Genomic DNA, 23,476 nt, shown 5'->3' on the forward strand with positions numbered 1-23,476 from the left:
CGCCAGAGCTGGTCCGCCGGATGCCGGAGGACCAGCTCTGGCGGGGCCGCACCGTTCAGTACCTGCTGCGGCACCACCGCTTCGACGTACCGGTCGACGGTCACTTCGACGCCCGCACCGAGGCCGCGGTCAAGGAGTTCCAGCGCCGCAACCATCTGGAGCCGGACGGCAAGGTCGGCCGGAAGACCTGGCCCCTCCTCGTCGTCGAACTCCGGGTGGGCGCCAAGGGCGATGCCGTCATGGCGCTGCAGAGCCTCCTCGACAACGTCGGCGAGGGCGGCACCGCGGTGACCGGGACGTTCGGCCACGAGACCCTGGAGGACCTCCGTCACTTCCAGCAGGTCCACGGCCTGCGCCCCACCGGTGTCGCCGACGTCGACACCTGGCGCTACCTGATGGCCTTCCAGGAACCGCCGATGAACACGGTGCCCCTCGATCCGACACCGAGCGGTGTGCCCTCCCCGCAGTGAGCGCACCGGCCGGGCCCGGGCCCGCCCGCCCCAAGGACGCGGCACATCGTGCGGCCCCTCCTGCATGACGGCATCGCAGCAGGTCGGCGGGCCGGCATAGGCAGTGCATCCATGCTCCTCGGCAGGCAACGGCAAGAGCTTCCTCGCGTCCCTTGCGCCACAGCAGTCTGAGGGCACGTCACCACGCCGGGACGCTCGGCGAAGCCGCGCGGAGGAACGGCGGACGAACGCGGAAGAAGAACCCGAGGAGAGACATGAACCTGGGCAAGAACACCGTTCGCGGCATCGTGACGGCGGGCGCGCTGGTCCTCGCCACGGCCCTGGCCCCGGCCACCACCTCCACGGCCGGCGAACTCGCGCAGCGCCCGGCCGCCGCGGCGGCGACCACGCTCGTGTTCGACAAGAACCAGCAGGATCCGACCGACTCGAGGCTGCTCGTGTACAAGGGCGGCAAGCTTCAGGCCCGGTACCGGGCGGGTTCGGGCCTGGGCGTCAAGGACCCCTGTGCCACCAACAGGGGCTGGATCCCGAACGGCACCTGGAAGATCACGAGCAGGACGACCAGGTACAACGGCAAGGTGATCAAGGGGTATGCCGTGCGGCTGCAGGACATGAAGTGCTCCCCCTCCAGCAGCAAGAAGCGCACGGCGATGTTCATCCACTCGGAGATGAACATCGACGGCACCCAGGGCAGCATCGAGTCGCGCCGGTGGGACGGCCCCAGCGACTACAAGTCCAACGGCTGTGTGAAGCTGCACCCGAACGACATCAAGAAGATGTTCACCCTGCTGAACCGCATCGGGTGGCCGAGCCACCTGCGCGTGGTCTCCTGACCCGCCCGTCCCGCCCCTGACGGGCAGCAGGGGCCGGCCCATCGCGAAGGCGCCCGGGACGCGCACGGTCCCGGGCGCCTTCGCGGCGTGGACGCCTTGTCCCGGCCGCGCCGGCCTTACTTCGGCTGCGGCTTGCGCACCGACAGGTGCAGCTCCTTCAGCCGTGCCTCGTCCAGCTCCGTGGGCGCCCCCATCATCAGGTCCTGGGCGTTTCCGTTGAGCGGGAAGGCGATGGTCTCGCGGATGTTGGGCTCGTCGGCCAGCAGCATGACGATGCGGTCGATGCCCGGGGCGATGCCACCGTGCGGCGGGGCGCCGTAGCGGAGGGCACGGAGCATGCCCGCGAACTTCTCCTCCACCGTCTCGCGGTCGTAGCCCGCGATCTCGAAGGCCTTGATCATGATCTCGGGGTCGTGGTTCCGGATGGCGCCCGAGGACAGCTCGACACCGTTGCAGACGATGTCGTACTGCCAGCCCAGGATGTCCAGCGGGTCCTGGGTCTGCAGGGCCTCCAGACCGCCCTGCGGCATGGAGAACGGGTTGTGGGAGAAGTCGATCCCGCCGGTCTCCTCGTCCTTCTCGTACATCGGGAAGTCGACGATCCAGCAGAAGCGGAACACGTCCTCCTCGAAGTGGCCCGCCCGGCGCGCGGCCTCCACCCGCACCGCGCCCATGATCTTCGAGACCTCGTCGAACTCTCCCGCGCCGAAGAACACCGCGTGGCCGGGGGCCAGCGCCAGGCGCTTGGTCAGCTCGGCGACGTTCTCCTCGGTCAGGAACTTCGCGATCGGACCCGACAGCGAGCCGTCCTCGCCGACCCGCACCCACGCCAGGCCCTTCGCGCCCAGCGAGACCGCGAAGTCGCCCAGCTGGTCGAAGAACCTGCGCGGCTGGTCCTGGACCGCCGGCACCGGCAGCGCCCGCACGTGCTTGTTCGCGAACGCCTTGAACTGGGAGCCCTCGAAGACGTCGGTGACGTCGACGAGCTCCAGCGTGGCACGCAGGTCCGGCTTGTCGGAGCCGTACTTCAGCATCGCCTCGCGGAACGGGATCCGCGGGAAGGGGGACGTCACATGACGGCCGCCCCCGAACTCCTCGAACAGCTCCGTCATCAGCTTCTCGATCGGCTGGAAGACGTCCTCCTGCTCGACGAAGCTCATCTCGACGTCGAGCTGGTAGAACTCGCCGGGCGAGCGGTCCGCGCGCGCGTCCTCGTCGCGGAAGCAGGGCGCGATCTGGAAGTAGCGGTCGAAGCCGGAGATCATCAGCAGCTGCTTGAACTGCTGCGGCGCCTGCGGGAGGGCGTAGAACTTGCCCGGGTGCAGCCGGGAGGGGACCACGTAGTCGCGGGCGCCCTCGGGGGAGGTGGCGGACAGGATCGGCGTCGCCATCTCGTTGAAGCCCATCGCCGCCATCTTCTGGCGGATCGCCGAGATCACCGCCGTGCGCAGCATGATGTTGCGGTGCATGCGCTCGCGGCGCAGGTCCAGGAAGCGGTACTCCAGGCGCCGCTCCTCGTTGACCCCGTCCTCGGTGTTGATCGTGAAGGGCAGCGGGGCCGCCGCGCCGAGCACCTCGACCTCGGCGACCTCGACCTCGACCTCGCCGGTCGCCAGATCCGGGTTGACGTTCTCCTCACCGCGGGAGACGACCTTGCCGTCGACGCGGATCACCGTCTCCTTGGACAGCTTGTCCAGCGCCTCGTAGGCGGACGTGCCGGGACGGGCGACGAGCTGCGTGATGCCGTAGTGGTCGCGCAGATCGATGAAGAGGATGCCGCCCAGGTCGCGCCGATTGTGCAGCCACCCGCTGAGCCGGACGTCGGTGCCGACGTCAGAGGCACGGAGCTCGCCGCAGGTGTGGGACCTGTACCGGTGCATCGTCGTTCATCGTCCTTCGGTTCGGGTGGGGGCCGGGACGACTGTCCTCGGCGTGATCGGGCGCGCTGTCGGTCACGGCCCGGACCCACCAAGGGTACCGGCCGCCCCGGCCTCGGCCCTCACCGTGAGGGAGGGCACGGCAAAGCCGCAGGCGATCGCCCGCCCGTCCATCATCGGTGGCAGCGGTCGAACACCTCTTCTTACAGTGGCCCCATGCGCACTGGTGAGCCCTTGCCCGCCGTCCGGGACGTACTCGCCGCTCTCGCGACCGGCATGTGGCGCTGGGACACCGCCACGGGGACGGTGACGGTCGACGCCGAGACAGCCCGACTGCTCGGACTGCCCCCCGAGCCGGCCGTCCTCACCGAGGCCCAGGTGCGGGCCCGCCTTCACCCGGCCGACTGGAACGAGATCACCGGCGTCGTGCAGCTCGCCGCCGCCGAGCACACCCTGGCCGAAGTACGCGTCCGGATCATGGACGAGCAGAACCGGATCATCCGGGTGGTGCGCAGCCGTTCCAAGCCGACCTACGACCCCCGGCGGAAGGCGTACGAGCTGATCGGCACCCTGCAGGAGGTCGCCGAGCCGATCCCGGGCTCACCGGCCGGGCGCAGCAAGGTCACCGGCGACTGGCGGCGCTCCCGCGAGGCGTTCCTGCTGGACGCCGGGCGGGCGCTGGCCGAGGCCCGCTCCACGGCGGAGGTGCTGCGGGTCACGGCGAACCTGTCGATGCCCGGGTTCTCGCCGGACGGAATGGCCGTCTTCAGAGTGGAGGGCGACCGGCTGACCGTGATCGGCCATCACGGGCAGCAGCCCGGGGACGAGACCCCCTTCATGAACATGTCCCTGGACACGGACTATCCGGCCGCCGAGGTGGTGCGCACCGGACGGGCGGTCTATCTGTCCTCCCCCGAGGAGTACCGGTCCCGCTATCCGCTCACCTGGCCGCTCGCCCAGCGTTTCAACCGCCGGTCCTGGGCCTTTCTCCCGCTGATCGTCTCGGGCCGCACGATGGGCGCCTGGATGGCCGCCTTCGGCCACCCGGTGGCCTTCACGCCCGACGAGCGCTCGGTCCTGACCACGGTGGCCCGGATGCTCGCCCAGGCCCTGGCCCGTGCCGGCACCGCCGAGACCCAGCGGGAGCTGAGCGAGAACCTGCAGCGCTCGATGATGCCCTCGCTGGGCCCCGAAGTCCCCGGCATGGAGGTGGCCGCCCGCTACATCCCCACCGGCGGCGGCCTCCAGGTCGGCGGCGACTGGTACGACATGATCCCGCTGCCCAAGAGCACCTCGCGCTCCGGCACGAGGTCCGGGACGGACCGTTTCGCCCTGGTCATAGGGGACGTCCAGGGTCACGACGTACGTGCCGCGGGTCTGATGGGCCAGCTGCGCGTCGCGCTGCGCGCCTACGCCGCCGAGGGGCACCCGCCGGACGCGGTGCTTTCCCGCGCCTCCCGCTTTCTGTACGGCATGACCGACGACGGCGACGGTGACGGGGGCGACTGCGCCGACTCGCGCTTCGCGACCTGTCTGTACGCCGAGGTCGACCCCCACAGCGGCGTGGTGGAGATCGCTCGCGCGGGCCACCCGGACCCGGTGATCCGCATGGCGGACGGCACGGTGCTGCTGCGGCTGACGGCGGGCGGGCTGCCCCTGGGCGTCGACCCGGACGCCGACTACCCGACCACCCGGTTCGCCCTGGAGCCGGGCGAGACGATGATGTTCTGCACGGACGGCCTGATCGAGACCGGCGGCCACGACCTGGACACCGGCTGGCAGCGGATCCGTACGGTCCTGGAGGAGCACAAGGGCACCACCGAGGAACTCGCCGACGCACTCGTCCAGGCCGTGCACGGGCCCTCCTCGCACTACACCACGGGGCCGCTGATCGACCGGCGCGAGGACGACATCGCCGTACTGCTGCTGAGCCGGCGCAGCGAGGCCAGGGCCCTCCCGATGGCACGGCGCACCCTGCTGACGGTCGCCCAGGCCGAGCCCGAGCGTGTGGCGGTCGCCCGGCGGCAGCTGCGCGAGGTGCTGCACGACTGGGCGTCCGAGGACCAGGTGGACTCGGCGGTGCTGCTGCTGTCGGAGATGCTCACCAACGTCCTCGTGCACACCGACGCCGACGCGCTGCTGCTGGCCGAGGTGCAGGGGGAGAAGGGCGAGCGGCGGCTGCGGGTGGAGGTCACCGACGCCGGCGACGACCTGCCGCACAAGCGCCGGCCCGGGGAGTTGGCCTCCTCCGGTCGTGGCCTGGTGCTGATCGAGATGCTCGCGGACGCGTGGGGCGTGGTGCCGCAGGGGCAGGGCAAGAGCACCTGGTTCGAGCTGCACGAGCGTCCGCGTGAGCATGTGAACGCGTGAGCGCGTGGGTTCGCCCGCGGCGGGGCGCTCCGTCCGCGGCAGGGGCCGGAAGGAGGGCGCCGGGTCCGCCGGAACCGCCCGGCGCGGCGCCCCGAGCGGCCCGGCGGCACCCGCCCGGACCCCCCGGTGGCACCCGGACCGCCCGGAGCCGCCCGGCGAACGGGGCGGGCGGCTCCGGGGGAGGGTCCCGGGAAAGGCCCCGGGCCGCCGGCGGTCAGTCCTGCGGGCCCTTCGCCGTCATGCCGTGGACCGCCGGAACGGTGCCCAGACGGCCCTTCTTGAAGTCCTCGAAGGCCTGCACGAGCTCTTCGCGGGTGTTCATGACGAAGGGACCGTAGTGGGCCATCGGCTCGCGGATCGGCCGGCCGCCGAGGAGGACGACCTCCAGGTCGGGCGTGTGGGAGTCCTGCTTCTCGTCCGCGCGGACGGTCAGCGAGGAGCCGTCGCCGAAGACGGCGGTCTGGCCGAGGCGGATCGGCCGGCGCTCGGTGCCCACCGTGCCCCGGCCGGCGAGGACGTACGCCAGGCCGTTGAAGTCCCTCCGCCAGGGCAGGGTGACCTCGGCGCCGGGGGCCAGCGTCGCATGGATCATCGTGATCGGTGTGTGCGTGATGCCGGGACCCTTGTGGCCGTCCAGCTCACCGGCGATGACCCGCAGCAGCGCGCCGCCGTCGGGGGAGGTCAGCAGCTGGACGGAGCCGGCGCGGATGTCCTGGTAGCGCGGCGGCATCATCTTGTCCTTGGCCGGGAGGTTCACCCACAGCTGCAGCCCGTGGAAGAGACCGCCGGACATGACCAGGTGCTCCGGCGGTGCCTCGATGTGCAAAAGCCCCGAGCCCGCCGTCATCCACTGGGTGTCGCCGTTGGTGATGGTGCCGCCACCGCCGTGGGAGTCCTGGTGCTCGAAGATCCCGTCGATGATGTAGGTGACTGTCTCGAAGCCGCGGTGCGGGTGCCAGGGGGTGCCCTTGGGCTCGCCCGGCGCGTACTCCACCTCACCCATCTGGTCCATCATGATGAACGGGTCGAGATAGCGGTAGTTGATCCCCGCGAACGCCCGGCGCACCGGGAAGCCCTCGCCCTCGAAACCGCTCGGCGCGGTCGTGACGGCGAGCACGGGACGGGCCACGGCATCGGCGGGTGCGGCCACACGGGGCAGGGTCAGCGGGTTCTCGACGGTCACTGCGGGCATGTCGGTTCCTCTCCTGTACGCCCAGAGTAGTTGAGCGTTGAACTTCCTGCCGGTTGCAACAAAAGGAGCCCGGGGAACATTCCTCCGGGCTCCGGACGCCGAGTGCACCGCCGGACGGGGGCCGTCCGTCCGCAGGGCGTGACGTCCGGCATCTAGCCGTACATCCGGCGCATCGCGAATTCCACCATCTGCTCGACCGCCTTGGCGTCGAACACGATCCGGTGGTCCCCCTCCATGTCCAGGACGAAGCCGTAACCGGTCGGCAGCAGGTCGATCACCTCGGCACCGGTGATCACGAAGTACTTGGACTCCTTGCCCGCGTACCTCCGCAGCTCCTTGAGGGAGGTGAACATCGGGATCACCGGCTGCTGGGTGTTGTGCAGTGCGAGGAATCCGGGGTTGTCCCCGCGCGGGCAGTACACCTTGGAGGTCGCGAAGATCTGCTGGAAGTCCTCCGCGGTGATCTGTCCCGTGGTGAAGGCGCGCACCGCGTCCGCGAGCGAGGGCGGCGACGGCTCGGGATAGAGCGGCGCCTGCTGGCCGTACCCACCGACGCCACCGGGCATCTGCTGCTGCGGGGGAACATAACCCTGCTGTGCTGCCCCATTGCCCATCGGCTGGCCGTATCCGTACATGCAGCACAGCGTACTGACCCGGCGAGGACTGAGTCACAGTAACCCGGATCAGGGTTGCCTCTTATTACCGGCGGGTAGCATCATCTGAGCTACTGGTTGGTATACGAACCAACGTGATCCGAAAGCGAGGAGTCAGTGCCTCGCGAGTCATCGACGGGAGCCGTGGCCATGGGGCACTACAAGTCGAATCTCCGCGACATCGAGTTCAACCTCTTCGAGGTCCTCGGACGGGACGAGCTGTACGGCACCGGCCCGTTCGAGGAGATGGACACCGAGACCGCCAAGAGCATCCTCGAGGAGCTGGCCCGTCTCGCGGAGAACGAGCTGGCCGAGTCCTTCGCGGACGCCGACCGCAACCCGCCGGTGTTCGACCCCGAGACCAACACCGCGCCCATCCCGGAGAGCTTCAAGAAGAGCTACCGGGCCTTCATGGACTCCGAGTACTGGCGGCTCGGCCTGCCCGAGGCCATCGGCGGCACCACCGCCCCGCCCTCGCTGATCTGGGCGTACGCCGAGCTCGTCCTGGGCGCCAACCCGGCCGTGTGGATGTACTCCTCCGGCCCGGCGTTCGCCGGGATCCTCTACGACGAGGGCAACGAGGTCCAGAAGAGGATCGCCCAGATCGCGGTCGAGAAGCAGTGGGGCTCCACCATGGTCCTCACCGAGCCGGACGCCGGCTCGGACGTGGGCGCCGGCCGCACCAAGGCGATCCAGCAGGAGGACGGCTCCTGGCACATCGAGGGTGTGAAGCGCTTCATCACCTCCGGTGAGCACGACATGGCGGAGAACATCCTCCACTACGTGCTCGCCCGTCCCGAGGGCGCCGGCCCCGGCACCAAGGGCCTGTCCCTCTTCCTCGTCCCGAAGTACCTCTTCGACTTCGAGACCGGCGAGCTGGGCGAGCGCAACGGTGTCTACGCCACGAACGTCGAGCACAAGATGGGCCTGAAGGTCTCCAACACCTGCGAGCTGACGTTCGGCGACAAGCACCCCGCCAAGGGCTGGCTGATCGGCGACAAGCACGACGGCATCCGCCAGATGTTCCGCATCATCGAGTTCGCTCGCATGATGGTCGGCACGAAGGCGATCTCCACCCTGTCGACCGGCTACCTCAACGCGCTGGAGTACGCCAAGGAGCGCGTCCAGGGTCCGGACCTGGCGAACTTCCGGGACAAGACCGCCCCCAAGGTCACCATCACCCACCACCCCGACGTGCGCCGCTCGCTGATGACGCAGAAGGCGTACGCCGAGGGCATGCGCGCCCTCGTCCTCTACACCGCCTCCATCCAGGACACGATCGCGGTCAAGGAGGCGAACGGCGAGGACGCGTCGGCGGAGCACGCGCTCAACGACCTGCTCCTGCCCATCGTCAAGGGCTACGGCTCCGAGAAGGGCTACGAGCAGCTCGCCCAGTCCCTGCAGATCTTCGGTGGCTCCGGCTTCCTGCAGGAGTACCCGATCGAGCAGTACATCCGCGACTCCAAGATCGACACCCTGTACGAGGGCACCACGGCGATCCAGGGCCAGGACTTCTTCTTCCGGAAGATCGTCCGCAACCAGGGCGCCGCGCTGAACTCGCTCGCCGAGGAGATCAAGAAGTTCCTGGCGCTCGAGACCGGCGGCGAGACGCTGGCCGGCGCCCGCGAGCAGCTCGCCAAGGCGGCCGTCGAGCTGGAGACCGTCGTCGGCCAGATGCTGACCGACCTCGCGGCCACCGAGCAGGACGTCAAGAACATCTACAAGGTGGGCCTCAACACCACCAACCTGCTGCTCGCCGCCGGTGACGTGGTCGTCGGCTACCTGCTGCTCAAGGGCGCGGCGGTCGCCGTCGAGAAGCTCGAGTCGGCGTCGGGCAAGGACAAGCCGTTCTACCAGGGCAAGATCGCGGCGGCGAAGTTCTTCGCGGCCAACGTCCTGCCGGGCGTCACCCTGGCGCGCAAGGTCGCCCAGAACGTGGACCTGGAGCTGATGGAGCTGGACGAGGCCGCGTTCTAGTCTCCGGCCGGTCCTCCGGCGGCCCACCGTCCTCACGAGGGTCCGCTCCCGCCGACGGGAGCGGACCCTCCGCGCGTCGTTAAGGTGAACCCCATGAGTACAAGCCAGCGCTTCGACCGCGGCCACACCGACGACCTGATGTCCTTCCTGGCAGCGAGCCCGTCGCCGTACCACGCCGCGGCGAACGCGGCCGCACGGCTGGAGAAAGCCGGATTCCGCCGGGTCGCCGAGACGGATGCCTGGGACGGCACGAGCGGCGGGAAGTACGTGCTGCGCGGCGGGGCGATCGTGGCCTGGTACGTCCCCGAGGGCGCCGCGCCCCACACCCCGTTCCGCATCGTCGGGGCCCACACCGACTCCCCGAACCTGCGGGTCAAGCCGCTGCCCGACACCGGGGCGCACGGCTGGCGCCAGGTCGCCGTGGAGATCTACGGCGGCCCGCTGCTGAACTCCTGGCTCGACCGCGACCTGGGTCTGGCCGGCCGGCTCACGCTCCGGGACGGCTCCAGCCATCTGGTGAACATCGACCGCCCGCTGCTCCGCGTCCCCCAGCTGGCGATCCACCTGGACCGCTCGGTCACCACGGAGGGCCTCAAGCTCGACAAGCAGCGCCATCTGCAGCCGGTGTGGGGGCTCGGCGACGACGTCCGCGACGGCGACCTGATCGCCTTCCTGGAGCAGGAGGCCGGGATCCCGGCGGGCGAGGTGGCCGGCTGGGACCTGATGACCCACTCCGTGGAGCCGCCCGCCTACCTGGGCCGGGACCGCGAGCTGGTGGCGGGCCCCCGCATGGACAACCTGCTGTCGGTGCACGCCGGCACGGCGGCGCTGGCGGCCGTGGCGACCGGTCCGGGGGCGGCAAAGCTGCCGTACATCCCGGTGCTGGCCGCCTTCGACCACGAGGAGAACGGCTCCCAGTCGGACACCGGCGCAGACGGCCCGCTGCTCGGAACGGTGCTGGAGCGTTCGGTGTTCGCCCGCTCGGGGACGTACGAGGACCGGGCGCGCGCCTTCGCCGGCACGGTCTGCCTGTCCTCCGACACGGGGCACGCCGTCCACCCCAACTACGCCGAGCGGCACGACCCGACCCACCACCCGCGCGCGGGCGGCGGCCCCATCCTCAAGGTCAACGTCAACAACCGCTATGCCACGGACGGTTCGGGACGCGCGGTCTGGGTGGCGGCCTGCGAGAAGGCCCAGGTCCCCTTCCAGTCCTTCGTCTCCAACAACTCCATGCCCTGCGGCACGACCATCGGGCCCATCACCGCGGCCCGGCACGGCATCCGCACCGTCGACATCGGCGTGGCGATCCTCTCCATGCACAGCGCCCGCGAACTGTGCGCCGCGAACGACCCGTTCATGCTGGCGAACGCCCTGGTGGCCTTCCTGGAGGGCTGACCGGCAGGACCGAGAGGACCGACCGCCGAGCCCCGTGAGGGCCGCCTCCGCACGGTCGCCCCGCCCGCGGACAGCCGGAGTCGACCGGAAGGCACCGGACCGGCCACCGCCGAGGAGGCGCCCCCATGGGGCGTGGTGGTCCCCCTGCTCGAGTCGAGGAGGACCACCACCGCACGCGCGGCGGCCGCGGCGGCGGGTACGGCGCGAGGACGCCGGTCAGCCGTCCATGCCGGCCAGGACCAGGGGCAGGCGGTCCGCGCCGCCCTCGACCAGCCGCACCGGGACGCCCCAGTCCTGCTGGTGCACATGGCAGGCGGGGTACTCGTTCGCCGGGTCGTCGTCGCAGGAGGCGGCCATCGCGGAGACGTGCAGGACGCCCTCCGAGACGTCGGGGTTGAGCTCCAGGGTGCGGGACAGGTCCGTGCCCGTGCCCTCCCCGGAGCGCAGCAGCTCGGGCGGGGTGGAGGAGACCAGCAGACGGGTGGACGGGCCGTAGCGGGTGTCCAGCTTCTGGCCCGCCGGGGCCTGGAAGATCACGTCCAGCCGGAGTGCGCCGGGCGCCACCTCCGTCGCCGCCCGCTGGGTGCGGTGGGCGACCCCCTCGACCCGTACCGCCTCCTCCGGCAGGCGCAGCCGGGTCAGCCGGTGCCGGGCCGACTCCACCACCACGATGTCCTCGCCGACGAGCACCGCGTCGCTGGGCTCGCGCAGATCGGTGGCGAGCGTGGTGACCTCGCCGGTCGCCGGGTCGTAGCGGCGCAGGGCGTGGTTGTAGGTGTCGCTGACGGCGACCGAGCCGTCGGGGAGCGCGGTCACGCCCAACGGGTGCTGGAACAGGGCCTGCTCGGCGGCGCCGTCCCGGTGGCCGAAGTCGAACAGGCCGGTGCCGACGGCCGTGTGGACGGTCCCGTCGAGATCCACCCAGCGCAGTGCGGACGTCTCGGAGTCGGCGAGCCACAGCCTCTCGGGCGTGGCCGCGAGCCCGGAGGGCTGGGCGAACCAGGCCTGGTCGCCGGGTCCGTCGACGAGCCCCTCGTTCGTGGTCCCGGCGGTGACGAAGACGGTGTCGTCGGCCGGGTCGTACGCCCACAGCTGGTGCACACCGGCCATGGCGATCCACACCTTGCCGTTCCACCAGGCCACGTCCCAGGGCGAGGACAGGTCGACCTCGCGGGCCGGGCCGGACGTCGCGGACCCCTGCCACCACTGCCGGCCCGTTCCGGCCAGGGTGGTCACCTCGCCGGTGGCGAGGTCGAGGCGGCGCAGCGCGTGGTTGACCGTGTCGGCGACGACGACCGACCCGTCCTCCATCAGGGCGAGTCCCTGCGGCTCGTTGAAGGACGCCGTTTGTGCGTCCCCGTCGGTGAATCCGCGTGTGCCGGACCCGATCCGCCGCACCACGGTCTCGCCGTCCTCCGCCAGCTCCACCAGCTGGTGCCGGGTGGTGTCGCTGACCAGGAAGGTGCCGGAGGGCAGCAGCAGGGCCTTGCCCGGGAAGCGCAGGGTGGTGGGTTCCGGCTCCGGCGGCACGTACGGCCCGTCCCCGCGCCGCAGCGTGCCCTTCGCCTCGTGCTCGGCCTCCAGCTCCTCCACCAGCCGTTCGATCGCGTGCGCGTGTCCCTCGCCGGCGTGCTGCGCGACGACGTATCCCTCGGGGTCGATGACCACGAGCGTCGGCCATGCGCGCACGGCGTACTGCTTCCAGGTGGCGAGTTCGGGGTCGTCCAGCACCGGGTGCTCGACCCCGTAGCGCTCCACGGCGTCCACGACCGCCTGGTGGTCGGCCTCGTGCACGAACTTCGGCGAGTGCACCCCGATGATCACCACGGTGTCCCGGTGCTTCCGCTCCAGCTCCCGCAGCTCGTCGAGGACGTGCAGACAGTTCACGCAGCAGAACGTCCAGAAGTCCAGGATGACGATGCGGCCTCGCAGATCGGCGAGGGTGTACTGCTTGCCGCCCGTGTTCAGCCAGCCGCCCCTGCCGATCAGCTCGGGGGCACGGACACGGGCACGTCGGGGTGCTGAGTCGCTCATGGGACCAGGGTGCCACCGCTTCGCGGTCCCGCCCCGTCCGGCCCCGGCGGCCGGGTGCGCGGCGGCGTTCAGCCCGTCGGAGCACCGGCGGCGTTTCCGCGGCGGCGCCGGGGAAGCGGTGAGGCATGAAATTTCTTGTGCGGGACCGGATCCTCGGCATCGGTGACGACTACTGGATCGAGGACGAGCACGGCACCAAGGTCTTCCTGGTCGACGGGAAGGCGATGCGGCTGCGGGACACCTTCGAGCTGAAGGACGCCCGGGGCCGGGTCCTGATCGACATCCGTCAGAAGATGTTCGCCCTGCGGGACACGATGGTGATCGAGCGGGGCGGCGAGCCCCTGGCGAGGATCCGGCGCAAGCGGCTGTCGCTGCTGCGCAACCACTACCGGGTGTCCCTGGTGGACGGCACCGAGCTCGACGTCAGCGGCAAGATCCTCGACCGGGAGTTCGCCGTCGAGTACGACGGGGAGCTGCTGGCGGTCGTCTCCCGGCGGTGGCTGAGCGTCAGGGAGACGTACGGCGTGGACATCGTGCGGGACGACGCCGATCCGGCCCTGCTGATCGCCGTGGCGGTGTGCGTGATCCACATGGCGGAGAAGGAGCGGGACGAGCGGTAGCCCCCGGCACGGCGGACGCCCGGTGCGGCGAGCGCCCGCGGACGGCACGCGCTCAGCGGCGGGGCGGCTCCAGGCCCAGGACCCGGTCCTTCAGGGCCGGGAACTGCTCACGGGTGGCCGCGACCCTCGCCGGGTCGATGTCGGCCGTCAGGACCTCCTCGTCGTGGCCCGCCTCGGCCAGCACCTCGCCCCAGGGATCCACCACGACCGAGTGTCCCGCCTGCGCAACCCCGGCGTGCGTCCCGGCCGTCCCGCAGGCGAGCACGAACGCCTGGTCCTCCACCGCCCGCGCCCGGGCCAGCAGCGTCCAGTGCGCGCGCCGGCGCTCGGGCCAGCCCGCCGGGACCACCAGGGTCTGGGCACCGGCGTCGACCAGCCCGCGGAAGAGCTCGGGGAAGCGGAGGTCGTAACAGGTCGCCAGGCCGAGGGTCGTCTCCGGCAGACGCACCGTCACCAGGTCCCGGCCCGCGCTCATCAGCACGGCCTCGCCCCGGTCGAAGCCGAAGCGGTGGATCTTGCGGTAGGCGGCGGCCAGGTCTCCGGAGGGGGTGAAGACGAGGGAGGTGTTGTACAGGGGTCCCTCGGGGTCCCGTTCGGGGATGGAGCCGGCGTGCAGCCATACGCCCGCGTCGCTCGCCGCCTTCGCCATGGCCTCGTAGGTGGGCCCCTCCAGCGGCTCGGCCTCGCGCCCGAACTCCTCGAAGGCGAAGGCCCCGGTGGTCCACAGCTCCGGCAGGACGACCAGGTCGGCACCGGCCTGCTCACGGACCAGAGCGGCCGCCCGACGCCGCCGTGATGCGACCGGTTCGTCCTCGTTCACGGCAATCTGGATCAGTGAGACGCGCACACTACCACCGCCCTGGCACTCGACTTTCCCCGGGGGGCCTACGATCGTCACACGAAAGCACTGCCGGGGCGTCTTGGAGCAGCGTAACTTAACGCCTCAGGACGCCCACTGACCGCAGCCACCTCCCGCTGGCAATGCCGAGACAACCTGCCCGTGTACCAACCGCCGAGGGGTACTGTTCCGTGAGTCTGCATCCCACCCTCCAGCCCTACGCCGATGCCTGGGCCCACTCCGTCGAGGCGATATCCGAGTTGGTGCAGCCCCTTGTGGAGGGCGACTGGAACCGACGGACCCCGTGCCCCGGCTGGTCGGTCCGTGACGTGGTCTCGCACGTCATCGGCATGGACTGCGAGATGCTGGGCGACCCACGCCCCATCCACACGCTCCCGCGCGACCTGTTCCACGTCACCACTGCGCACCAACGCTACATGGAGATGCAGGTCGACGTCCGCCGTCATCACACGGCACCGGAGATGACCTCCGAGCTGGAGTACACGATCATCCGCCGCAACCGTCAGCTGCGGAACGAGTCCCGTGACCCCGGCACCAAGGTGCGCGGCCCGCTCGGGGTGGAGATCACCCTCGAGGAGGCCATGCGCTACCGCGCCTTCGACATCTGGGTGCACGAGCAGGACCTGCGCACGGCCCTCGGCCGGCCCGGCAACCTCGACTCGCCCGGCGCCCATGTCACCCGGGACTATCTGCTGGACGCCCTCCCGGAGGTCGTCGCGACCCGGGCGGAGGCCCCGCGCAGCTCGGCGATCGTCTTCGACGTCCACGGCCCGGTGGAGTTCCTGCGCACCGTCCGTGTCGACATCAAGGGCCGCGGCACCCTGGAGACGACTCCCGCTCTCGGTCCGGTCGTGTCCCTCTCCCTCGACTGGGAGACCTACGTCCGTCTGGCCTGCGGCCGTGTGAGCCCGGAGGCGGTGGCGGACCGGGTGAAGACGGAGGGCGACCAGGACCTGGCGGCCGCCATCCTGAAGAACTTCGTGGTGACGAAGTAAGGGCGAAGCAAGGGGCGTCGTCCGGATCGTGCCGCAGGTCGCGGGGGTCGGCACGCACTCCCCCCACTGCACTGGACAGGCGTGGGGCATCCCCAGCGGCGTCGTCGTCGCTCGCCGGCGCTTCGCGTCGGCTCCTTCCTCCGCCTCGCATCCGCACGCACCGACCCCCGCTCACCGCGGTCGCCGGGCACCGCCCGTCGGAGCCGGCCCGGTCCACACGACACCCCTCGTCCCGGGCGGGCGTGCCGCCGCAGCGGCACGGGGGCGCAACGGCCCCCGCGCGGAAGGCGCGAAGCCCACACCCGCCCGCACCGGCGCGGGAGGCCGTCACGCGGGGACGTGCACCGTCTCCACCCTGCTGGCGACCAGCCGCTCCCGCTCCCGCCGAGCCGCTCGCCCGCGCAGCCGCAGGATCTGGCTCACACCGAGCGCCTGAAGGACGAACACCGCGGAGAAGGCGACCGTGTAGTCGCCCCCCGTCCCGTCCAGCAGCACGCCTGTCGCGAGCAGCGCCGTCATGGAGGCGATGAAGCCTCCCATGTTGGTGATGCCGGAGGCAGTCCCCTGACGCTCCGGCGGATTCGCCGGCCGTGCGAAGTCGAAGCCGATCATCGAGGCCGGCCCGCACGCCCCGAGCACCACGCACAGCGCCACCAGCAGCCACATCGGCGCCGGCCCACCGGGATGGGCCAGGGTCGCCGCCCACATGACCGCGGTCGCCACGATCGTGCCGAGCGCCAGCGGCAGCCGCGCCGCGTGGTGCCGGGCGACGATCTGCCCGTACACCGGGCCGATGACCATGTTGGACACCACCACCAGCGTGAGCAGCTCCCCGGCGGCCGTCCGGGTGAGCCCCTCCGCCTCGACCAGGAACGGCAGTCCCCACAGCAGCAGGAACACCATCGCCGGGAACTGCGTGGTGAAGTGCACCCACAGCCCCAGCCGTGTCCCCGGCTCCCGCCAGGCGGCGGCGATCTGCCGTCGTACGTACGCCGCGCCCTGGTGCGGCAGCGGCTCCGGCTCATGGCCCTCGGGGTGGTCCTTGAGGAACAGGAGCACCAGCACCAGCACCACCACTCCGGCCAGCGCGCTGCCCGCGAAGGCCGCCGTCCAGCCCACCCCGTGCAGCAGCCGGGCCAGCAGCAGCGTGGACACCAGGTTGCCGGCCATGCCGGCCAGTGCGGCGAACTGGGCGATCAGCGGCCCGCGCCGGGCGGGGAACCACCGGCCGCCCAGCCGCAGCACGCTGATGAACGTCATGGCGTCGCCGCAGCCCAGCAGCGCCCGGGCGGCGAGCGCGGTGCCGTACGACGGCGAGAGCGCGAAGCCGAGCTGACCGGCCGTGAAGAGGACGGCGCCGATGGCCAGCACCTTCCTGGTGCCGAGCCGGTCGACGAGCAGCCCCACGGGTATCTGCATGCCGGCGTAGACGAGCAGCTGCAGGATCGAGAACGTCGACAGCGCCGAGGCGCTCACATGGAAGCGCTCGACGGCGTCGAGGCCGGCGACGCCCAGGGACGTGCGGAAGATGACGGCGACGAAGTAGACGGCGACGCCGACGCCCCAGACGAAGAGGGCACGCCGGCCGCCGGGCGGGTCGCCGGGCCGGGAGACGGACACGGCGGAACGCGGCAGCGAACTCACCGGACCTCCCCTCGCGCCAGGTGGGAGAACCAGCTGATGTGCCGGTGCACGGCGTCGACGGCCGCCTCGGCGTCCCCGGAGCGCAGCGCGTCCAGGATCTCCTCGTGCTCGGCGAGCGTCTTGGCGATCCGGTCGGGGTGGGAGTGCATGACGGCGACGCCCATGCGCAGCTGACGGTCGCGCAGCTGGTCGTACAGCCGCGACAGGATCTCGTTCCCGCCGCTGCGGACGATCTCGGCGTGGAAGCAGCGGTCGGTGACGGCGGCCTCGGCGAACTCGCCGGCGGCGGCCTGCCTCTTCTGCTGCTCCAGCAGTTCCTCGAGGCGCTCGACGAGTCCGGGCGGCGCGGGTACGGCCTTTCTGACCGCGTGTTCCTCGACCAGCTGCCGGGTCTCGACGACGTCGGCGATCTCCTGCGCGGAGACCGGCAGGACGAGGGCGCCCTTCTTCGGGTAGAGCTTGAGGAGCCCCTCGGCCTCCAGCCGCAGCAGCGCCTCGCGCACGGGGGTGCGCGAGACCCCGACAACCTCGGCCAGCTCACCCTCGGTCAGCAGGGTCCCGCCCTCGTAGCGGCGGTCCAGGACGGCCTGCTTGACATGGGTGTAGACGCGGTCGGCGGCGGGGGGCTGCTTCACGGCCAGGCTCATGCCCACAGGATAGATACAACAGGTACCCATGGCGTATCCCGTCCGGCATGCGGACGGCGGACGCGGCGGACGAGCCGCCGGGAAACCTTCGGGGGAACTGTCCCGGCAACCGCACAACCATCACCCGCGGTTGCACGTCAGACAGACGCGGCACCACTTCACGGGCACTCAACTCTGCCGCATCGAAGGGCCATTCGACCAAATCGGGGTAATTCTCTTGAAAACCGGCATCCAGGGCACCCGTCTTCGCAGAGCCGTCGCCGTCGCCATGACCGCCGGGGCCTTCCTCGCCACCGGGACCCTCACCGCGGCGCCCGCGCAGGCCGCTCCCGCCAAGGCCCCCGCCGCGCCGTCGATCGGGGCCAAGGGCGGCTTCGTGATGGACAACGCGTCCGGCAAGTCGCTGTACTCCAAGGCGGCGGACACCAGGCGCTCCACCGGTTCCACCACGAAGATCATGACCGCCAAGGTCGTCCTGTCGCACCCCAAGCTGAACCTCGACGCCAAGGTCACCATCCAGAAGGCGTACAGCGACTACGTCGTCAAGAACAACGCCTCCCTGGCCCGCCTGATCGTGGGCGACAAGGTGACCGTGCGTCAGCTGCTGTACGGCCTGATGCTGCCCTCGGGCTGCGACGCCGCGTACGCGCTGGCCGACACGTTCGGCTCGGGCTCGACGCGGGAGGCACGGGTGAAGTCGTTCATCGCCAAGATGAACAGCACCGCCAAGAGCCTCGGCATGAAGAACACGCACTTCGACTCGTTCGACGGCATCGGCAAGGGCAACAACTACTCGACGCCGCGCGACCTGACGATCCTCACGCGCAGTGCGATGAAGAACTCCACCTTCCGCACGATCGTGAAGACGAAGTCGTACACGGCCAAGACCATCACCAAGACGGGCAGCACCCGCACGATGGCGCCGTGGAAGAACACCAACCCGCTGCTGAGCAGCTACAAGGGCGCCATCGGCGTGAAGACCGGCTCCGGCCCGCAGTCCAAGTACTGCCTGGTGTTCGCCGCCACCCGCAACGGCAGGACGGTCATCGGCACCGTCCTCACCTCCCCGTCCGCCGAACAGCGCAGCACGGACGCCACCAAGCTCCTGAACTACGGCTTCGCCAGGCTGGGCTGAGCCGTCCGCCCGACCCGTACGACGGGCCCGCCGCCGGAAGCCGGCGGCGGGCCCGAGTCGTCTCCGGCGCACACCGGGGCGGGCCGCTTCCTGCCGGTGCGCCCGCCCCGGATCGTCCGGGTGCCGTGTCCGGGGCGGCTATCCCCAGGTGATCAGCCGCTTCGGCCGTTCCAGGATCGCCGCCACGTCCGCCAGGACCTTGGAGCCCAGCTCGCCGTCCACCAGGCGGTGGTCGAAGGAGAGGGCCAGGGTGGTGACCTGGCGGGGCTTGACCTTGCCCTTGTGGACCCACGGCTGGGGCTTGATCGCGCCGACGGCGAGGATCGCGGACTCGCCGGGGTTGAGGATCGGCGTGCCGGTGTCGACGCCGAAGACGCCGACATTGGTGATCGTGATCGTGCCGCCCTGCATGTCGGCGGGGGACGTCCTGCCCTCCCTCGCCGTCGTCACCAGCTCGCCCAGCTCCTTCGCCAGCTGCGGAAGCGTCTTGGTGTGGGCGTCCTTGATGTTCGGGACGATCAGCCCGCGCGGGGTGGCCGCGGCGATGCCCAGGTTGACGTAGTGCTTGACCACGATCTCCTGGGCCGCCTCGTCCCAGGAGGCGTTGATGTCCGGATTGCGCTTGACGGCGACCAGCAGCGCCTTGGCGATCAGCAGCAGGGGGCTCACGCGCAGGCCCGCGAACTCCTTGTCCTGCTTCAGCTCCTCGACGAGCTTCATGGTGCGCGTCACGTCCACCGTCACGAACTCCGTGACGTGCGGCGCGGTGAAGGCCGAGCCGACCATCGCCGCCGCCGTCGCCTTGCGGACGCCCTTGACGGGGACGCGGGTCTCGCGGGCCGGGTCGTACGACGGCGCGGACACGGAGGCCCGGGTCTCCGGGGCCGGTGCCGGGGCGGGCTCCTGTGCCGGGGGCGCGGCTGCCGCCGCCACCGCGGCGTGCACGTCCTCGCGGGTGATGATGCCGCCCGGGCCGGTCGGGACCACCGTCGCCAGATCCACGCCCAGGTCCTTGGCCAGCTTGCGCACCGGCGGCTTCGCCAGCGGCCGGGGCCCGGCCTCGGCCGCCGCGGCGGCGCCGTGGCCGTTCAGCCCGGTCGGGGCCGCCGTCGGCGCCGAGGGGACCGCGACCTGCGGGCCCTTGCGCGGGCGGCGCCTGGTGGCGGAGGTCGAGACGCCGTACCCCACCAGGACCGGCCGGCGCTCCTCCGCCGCCGGCTCCGGCTCCTGCTTCTGCTCCTTCTTCGGCTCGGCCGCCGGGGCCTGCGCCGGAACCTCCGCCGGCGCCGCGCCCGCCACCTCCACCGAGATGATGGGGGTGCCCACGTCCACCGTGGCCCCCTCGGCGAAGTGCAGCTCGCGCACCACGCCGTCGTAGGGGATCGGCAGCTCGACGGCCGCCTTGGCCGTCTCGACCTCGCAGACCACCTGGCCGTCGGTGACCCGGTCACCCGGCTTGACGTACCACGTGAGGATCTCCGCCTCGGTCAGCCCCTCGCCGACATCCGGCATTCTGAACTCACGCACGGACGTTTCGGTCATCGTCGTCACGCCCCCTTCCTCAGTACGCCAGCGAGCGGTCGACGGCGTCGAGCACGCGGTCCAGGTCCGGCAGATACGTCTCCTCCAGGCGGGCCGGCGGGTACGGCGCGTGGTAGCCGCCGACCCGCAGCACCGGGGCCTCCAGGTGGTAGAAGCACCGCTCGGTGATCCGGGCGGCGATCTCCGCACCGGTGCCGAAGAACACCGGCGCCTCGTGGACCACCACCAGACGGCGGGTCTTCTCCACCGACGCCTGGATCGTGTCGAAGTCCAGCGGGGAGACCGAGCGCAGGTCCACGACCTCCAGGGACTTGCCCTCCTCGGCCGCCGCGTCGGCGACCTCCTGGCAGAGCTTCACCATCGGGCCGTAGGCCACCAGGGTCAGGTCCGTGCCCTCGCGGACGACCCGCGCCTTGTGCAGCGGGCCCGGGATGGCCTCGGTGTTGACCTCGCCCTTGTCCCAGTAGCGCCGCTTGGGCTCGAAGAAGATCACCGGGTCGTCGCTCTGGATGGCCTGCTGCAGCATCCAGTACGCGTCCGAGGCGTTGGAGGGAGAGACGATCTTCAGGCCCGCCACATGGGCGAAGAGGGCCTCGGGCGACTCCGAGTGGTGCTCGACCGCGCCGATGCCGCCGCCGTAGGGGATGCGGACGACGACCGGCAGCTTGACCTTGCCCAGCGCACGCGCGTGCATCTTCGCCAGCTGCGTGACGATCTGGTCGTACGCCGGGAAGACGAAACCGTCGAACTGGATCTCCGCCACCGGGCGGTAGCCGCGCAGGGCGAGACCGATCGCGGTGCCGATGATGCCGGACTCGGCCAGAGGGGTGTCGATGACGCGCTCCTCACCGAAGTCCTTGTACAGGCCGTCCGTCACCCGGAACACACCACCGAGCTTGCCGACGTCCTCACCCATGATCAGGACCTTGGGGTCGGACTCCAGGGCGCGGCGCAGCGACTCGTTGATCGCCTTGGCCAGGGCCATCTTCTCCGCTGCCATGATCAGACCCCCTCTGCGTCCGCGAACGACGCCTGGTAGGCGGCGAACTGGGCGCGCTCCTCGTCGACGAGCGCATGCCCGTCCGCGTACACGTGCTCGAAGATGGCGAAGCCGTCCGGGTCGGGCATCGCACGGACCGCCTCGCGCACTCGTCTGCCCAATGCCTCGCTCTCGGCCTCCACGTTTGCGAAGAACGTCTCGTCCGTGCGGTGCGCGGTCTCCAGGTGGCGGCGCAGGCGCAGGATCGGGTCCTTCGCCTCCCAGGCCAGGCGCTCCTCCTCGCTGCGGTAGCGGGTGGGGTCGTCGGAGGTGGTGTGGGCGCCCATGCGGTAGGTGTACGCCTCGACCAGGGTGGGCCCCTCGCCGCCGCGGGCGCGCTCCAGCGCCCACCTGGTGACCGCGAGGCAGGCCAGCACGTCGTTGCCGTCGACGCGGACACCGGGGAAACCGAAGCCCCGCGCACGCTGGTAGAGCGGCACACGGGTCTGCTTCTCGGTCGGCTCGGAGATCGCCCACTGGTTGTTCTGGCAGAAGAACACCACGGGGGCGTTGTAGACCGCGGAGTAGGTGAACGCCTCGTTCACGTCACCCTGGCTGGAGGCGCCGTCACCGAAGTAGGCGATGACCGCGGAGTCCGCGCCGTCCTTGGCGACGCCCATCGCGTAGCCGGTGGCGTGCAGCGTCTGGGAGCCGATGACGATCGTGTAGAGGTGGAAGTTGTTGCTGTTGGGGTCCCAGCCGCCGTTGTTCACCCCCCGGAACATACCGAGCAGGTTGACGGGGTCGACCCCGCGGCACCAGGCGACGCCGTGCTCGCGGTAGGTCGGGAAGACGTAGTCGTCGTCGCGCAGCGCCCGGCCGGAGCCGATCTGGGCGGCCTCCTGGCCGAGCAGCGAGGCCCACAGGCCCAGTTCGCCCTGGCGCTGCAGGGAGGTGGCCTCGGAGTCGAAGCGGCGGGTGAGCACCATGTCGCGGTACAGACCGCGGAGCTCCTCGGCGGTGATGCCGGCGACGTACTTGTCGTACTCGGCGTTCTTGACGCGCTTGCCCTCGGGCGTCAGCAGCTGCACAAGCTCGGGGTCGGCGCTCTTTTTGGTGCCGGAGCTCTTCCTGGTCCCGGCGCGGCTGCCGGCGCCGGCGGTCTTCGTGCCGGTTGCGCCGGTCTTGCTTCTGGTGCTGCGTCGTGGTGTGCGCGCGGTAGTGCTCTCCACGGTCACGTGTGCTCCTCCGTCGGTCCGGCCCCCGGGATTGCCGGTGGACCAGTACGGCTCTCACCTGTCCTGGACCACGGGGCACGGGGTGGGTGCCACTCGGCCGGGAACAGGCGTGACAGGTGCCCCGGCGAGCGCCCTGCAGCAGTCACGTTACCCAGTGCTCCACATTTCTGGGAAACCCCTCTGACCTGCGCGTTTTCTTGGATTTCCAAGTATTTTTCCTAGGACGTCCAAGTATGGGGCGAGGCGTCGGGGCAGCCGCTGGTCACAGCCGTGCAGGGGGCCGGAACACCGGCACGGTATCCCGGTCACCCCTGAGTCGGGAAGGGTTCAGATGTGGCCGGAACTGCTCCGGTCGGCGGATCCCACCGGGTGAACGGCGCAGCGGCTCGCGGCGCGCGGGGGCGGCATGCGGCGGGGAGCACCTCCCCGACCTGATGTGACCGAAAGCGACTGCTGGCGACTGTCTGTGACAACGCCCAGCTCACGGCGGCCTCGGGTGCCCTACCATCTGGCGCGTGCCGCGCCCTTGTGTACCACCCCCCGTGCCCCACGCGCCCCCTCTGAGCGCCTTGTTGCGCCAGTACTCCGCCGGTTCCGTCCTCACCTGCGAGCCGGTCGACCAGGGACTGCTCAACCGCGGCTACCGGCTGTGCACCACCCGCGGCCGCTACTTCCTCAAGCACCACTTCGACCCGGAGACCGCCGATCCGGCCGCCATCGCCCGTCAGCACCGGGCCACCCAGCGCCTGGCCGACCTCGGTGTCCCGGTGGCGCCCCCGCTGGCCGGCCGCGACGGGCGCACGGTCGCCGTCATCGGCGGTCACGCCTACGCCCTGCACCCCTGGGTCGAGGGACGGCACCGCCACGGAGGCCAGCTCACCACGGGGCAGTGCGCCCGCCTGGGGGCGCTGCTGGGGGCCGTCCACGCCTGTCTGGAGCGCGTGATGCCCCCCGGGGGACGTACCAGCCCCGCGGCGGGTACGTCACCCGGGGGGCATCACGCGCTCCAGACA

General features: G+C 71.0%; 19 protein-coding genes. 9 read left to right on the top strand and 10 right to left on the bottom strand.

Annotated elements, in window-relative coordinates; translation table 11 throughout:
* Together CCN35_RS16835 and CCN35_RS16840 are read left to right on the top strand one after the other, a co-directional pair.
* Positions 1-470: peptidoglycan-binding domain-containing protein (locus tag CCN35_RS16835; RefSeq protein WP_211285535.1), on the top strand; the 470-nt coding region annotated here is incomplete at its 5' end.
* A gap of 254 nt (positions 471-724) precedes the next feature.
* Positions 725-1,303: a L,D-transpeptidase family protein gene (locus CCN35_RS16840; protein ID WP_067398173.1), complete on the top strand. Its 579-nt coding sequence runs from the start codon at positions 725-727 to the stop codon at positions 1,301-1,303.
* A 116-nt stretch (positions 1,304-1,419) separates the two neighbouring features.
* Here CCN35_RS16840 and aspS read toward each other — a convergent pair whose 3' ends face one another.
* A complete protein-coding gene (gene aspS / locus CCN35_RS16845; protein WP_086793341.1) occupies positions 1,420-3,183 on the bottom strand; it encodes an aspartate--tRNA ligase in 1,764 nt (587 codons plus the stop codon).
* Positions 3,184-3,396: 213 nt separating this feature from the next.
* Between aspS and CCN35_RS16850 the strand changes: the two genes are divergently transcribed.
* Positions 3,397-5,550 (top strand): SpoIIE family protein phosphatase, encoded by a 2,154-nt coding sequence (locus CCN35_RS16850; RefSeq protein ID WP_086793343.1) that lies wholly within the window; start codon positions 3,397-3,399, stop codon positions 5,548-5,550.
* A gap of 214 nt (positions 5,551-5,764) precedes the next feature.
* Here CCN35_RS16850 and CCN35_RS16855 read toward each other — a convergent pair whose 3' ends face one another.
* A complete protein-coding gene (locus tag CCN35_RS16855) occupies positions 5,765-6,742 on the bottom strand; it encodes a pirin family protein (protein ID WP_067398166.1) in 978 nt (325 codons plus the stop codon).
* 152 nt (positions 6,743-6,894) lie between these two features.
* Positions 6,895-7,377 (bottom strand): SseB family protein, encoded by a 483-nt coding sequence (locus tag CCN35_RS16860; protein WP_067398164.1) that lies wholly within the window; start codon positions 7,375-7,377, stop codon positions 6,895-6,897.
* A 168-nt stretch (positions 7,378-7,545) separates the two neighbouring features.
* Here CCN35_RS16860 and CCN35_RS16865 point away from each other — a divergent pair, with 168 nt between their 5' ends.
* Together CCN35_RS16865 and CCN35_RS16870 are read left to right on the top strand one after the other, a co-directional pair.
* The gene (locus tag CCN35_RS16865) at positions 7,546-9,372 is read left to right on the top strand and encodes an acyl-CoA dehydrogenase (protein ID WP_086793345.1); all 1,827 of its coding nucleotides are present in this window, start codon (positions 7,546-7,548) and stop codon (positions 9,370-9,372) included.
* 93 nt (positions 9,373-9,465) lie between these two features.
* The gene (locus tag CCN35_RS16870) at positions 9,466-10,770 is read left to right on the top strand and encodes a M18 family aminopeptidase (protein ID WP_067398159.1); all 1,305 of its coding nucleotides are present in this window, start codon (positions 9,466-9,468) and stop codon (positions 10,768-10,770) included.
* Positions 10,771-10,986: 216 nt separating this feature from the next.
* Here the strand turns inward: CCN35_RS16870 and CCN35_RS16875 are convergent, their stop codons facing one another.
* Positions 10,987-12,804, bottom strand: coding sequence for an NHL domain-containing thioredoxin family protein (locus tag CCN35_RS16875; RefSeq protein ID WP_086793346.1), 1,818 nt, complete (start codon positions 12,802-12,804; stop codon positions 10,987-10,989).
* A 125-nt stretch (positions 12,805-12,929) separates the two neighbouring features.
* Between CCN35_RS16875 and CCN35_RS16880 the strand changes: the two genes are divergently transcribed.
* Entirely contained in the window at positions 12,930-13,424 is a 495-nt protein-coding gene (locus CCN35_RS16880) for an LURP-one-related/scramblase family protein (protein WP_067398155.1), read from the top strand.
* A 52-nt stretch (positions 13,425-13,476) separates the two neighbouring features.
* Here the strand turns inward: CCN35_RS16880 and CCN35_RS16885 are convergent, their stop codons facing one another.
* Positions 13,477-14,271 (bottom strand): carbon-nitrogen family hydrolase, encoded by a 795-nt coding sequence (locus CCN35_RS16885; RefSeq protein ID WP_067398153.1) that lies wholly within the window; start codon positions 14,269-14,271, stop codon positions 13,477-13,479.
* A gap of 182 nt (positions 14,272-14,453) precedes the next feature.
* On the opposite strand from CCN35_RS16885, the gene CCN35_RS16890 reads away from it, so the two are divergent.
* Entirely contained in the window at positions 14,454-15,278 is an 825-nt protein-coding gene (locus CCN35_RS16890) for a maleylpyruvate isomerase family mycothiol-dependent enzyme (RefSeq protein ID WP_067398151.1), read from the top strand.
* Positions 15,279-15,605: 327 nt separating this feature from the next.
* On the opposite strand, the gene CCN35_RS16895 is transcribed toward CCN35_RS16890, so the two are convergent.
* Both CCN35_RS16895 and CCN35_RS16900 read right to left on the bottom strand, forming a co-directional pair.
* Positions 15,606-16,922: an MFS transporter gene (locus CCN35_RS16895; RefSeq protein WP_425444300.1), complete on the bottom strand. Its 1,317-nt coding sequence runs from the start codon at positions 16,920-16,922 to the stop codon at positions 15,606-15,608.
* Positions 16,919-17,569, bottom strand: a complete 651-nt coding sequence (locus tag CCN35_RS16900) for a GntR family transcriptional regulator (protein ID WP_067398210.1) — start codon at positions 17,567-17,569, stop codon at positions 16,919-16,921. Before CCN35_RS16900 ends, CCN35_RS16895 begins: the two co-directional genes overlap by 4 nt.
* A gap of 217 nt (positions 17,570-17,786) precedes the next feature.
* On the opposite strand from CCN35_RS16900, the gene CCN35_RS16905 reads away from it, so the two are divergent.
* Complete coding sequence (locus tag CCN35_RS16905) at positions 17,787-18,704, top strand: D-alanyl-D-alanine carboxypeptidase family protein (protein ID WP_067398147.1); 918 nt, start codon at positions 17,787-17,789, stop codon at positions 18,702-18,704.
* 138 nt (positions 18,705-18,842) lie between these two features.
* Here the strand turns inward: CCN35_RS16905 and CCN35_RS16910 are convergent, their stop codons facing one another.
* Genes CCN35_RS16910 through pdhA form a run of 3 tightly spaced genes read right to left on the bottom strand, consistent with a single transcriptional unit; the run spans position 18,843 to position 22,463 of the window.
* Positions 18,843-20,255 (bottom strand): dihydrolipoamide acetyltransferase family protein, encoded by a 1,413-nt coding sequence (locus tag CCN35_RS16910; RefSeq protein WP_086793348.1) that lies wholly within the window; start codon positions 20,253-20,255, stop codon positions 18,843-18,845.
* A 10-nt stretch (positions 20,256-20,265) separates the two neighbouring features.
* Positions 20,266-21,246: an alpha-ketoacid dehydrogenase subunit beta gene (locus CCN35_RS16915; protein WP_067398143.1), complete on the bottom strand. Its 981-nt coding sequence runs from the start codon at positions 21,244-21,246 to the stop codon at positions 20,266-20,268.
* Between the two features lie 2 nt (positions 21,247-21,248).
* Positions 21,249-22,463, bottom strand: a complete 1,215-nt coding sequence (gene pdhA / locus CCN35_RS16920) for a pyruvate dehydrogenase (acetyl-transferring) E1 component subunit alpha (RefSeq protein ID WP_067398141.1) — start codon at positions 22,461-22,463, stop codon at positions 21,249-21,251.
* Between the two features lie 542 nt (positions 22,464-23,005).
* Here pdhA and CCN35_RS16925 point away from each other — a divergent pair.
* Positions 23,006-23,476, top strand: a 471-nt coding sequence (locus CCN35_RS16925) for a phosphotransferase (RefSeq protein WP_158100415.1), incomplete at its 3' end; no start/stop codon positions are given.

Source organism: Streptomyces thermovulgaris, from assembly GCF_002155915.1.
Taxonomy (GTDB): domain Bacteria; phylum Actinomycetota; class Actinomycetes; order Streptomycetales; family Streptomycetaceae; genus Streptomyces; species Streptomyces thermovulgaris.

Excerpts from the sequence above, each read along its gene's own strand:
- CCN35_RS16840 (WP_067398173.1), top strand. The coding sequence starts at position 725 with ATGAACCTGGGCAAGAACACCGTTCGCGGCATCGTGACGGCGGGCGCG.
- aspS (WP_086793341.1), bottom strand. The coding sequence starts at position 3,183 with ATGCACCGGTACAGGTCCCACACCTGCGGCGAGCTCCGTGCCTCTGAC.
- CCN35_RS16850 (WP_086793343.1), top strand. The coding sequence starts at position 3,397 with ATGCGCACTGGTGAGCCCTTGCCCGCCGTCCGGGACGTACTCGCCGCT.
- CCN35_RS16855 (WP_067398166.1), bottom strand. The coding sequence starts at position 6,742 with ATGCCCGCAGTGACCGTCGAGAACCCGCTGACCCTGCCCCGTGTGGCC.
- CCN35_RS16860 (WP_067398164.1), bottom strand. The coding sequence starts at position 7,377 with ATGTACGGATACGGCCAGCCGATGGGCAATGGGGCAGCACAGCAGGGT.
- CCN35_RS16865 (WP_086793345.1), top strand. The coding sequence starts at position 7,546 with ATGGGGCACTACAAGTCGAATCTCCGCGACATCGAGTTCAACCTCTTC.
- CCN35_RS16870 (WP_067398159.1), top strand. The coding sequence starts at position 9,466 with ATGAGTACAAGCCAGCGCTTCGACCGCGGCCACACCGACGACCTGATG.
- CCN35_RS16875 (WP_086793346.1), bottom strand. The coding sequence starts at position 12,804 with ATGAGCGACTCAGCACCCCGACGTGCCCGTGTCCGTGCCCCCGAGCTG.
- CCN35_RS16880 (WP_067398155.1), top strand. The coding sequence starts at position 12,930 with ATGAAATTTCTTGTGCGGGACCGGATCCTCGGCATCGGTGACGACTAC.
- CCN35_RS16900 (WP_067398210.1), bottom strand. The coding sequence starts at position 17,569 with ATGAGCCTGGCCGTGAAGCAGCCCCCCGCCGCCGACCGCGTCTACACC.
- CCN35_RS16915 (WP_067398143.1), bottom strand. The coding sequence starts at position 21,246 with ATGGCAGCGGAGAAGATGGCCCTGGCCAAGGCGATCAACGAGTCGCTG.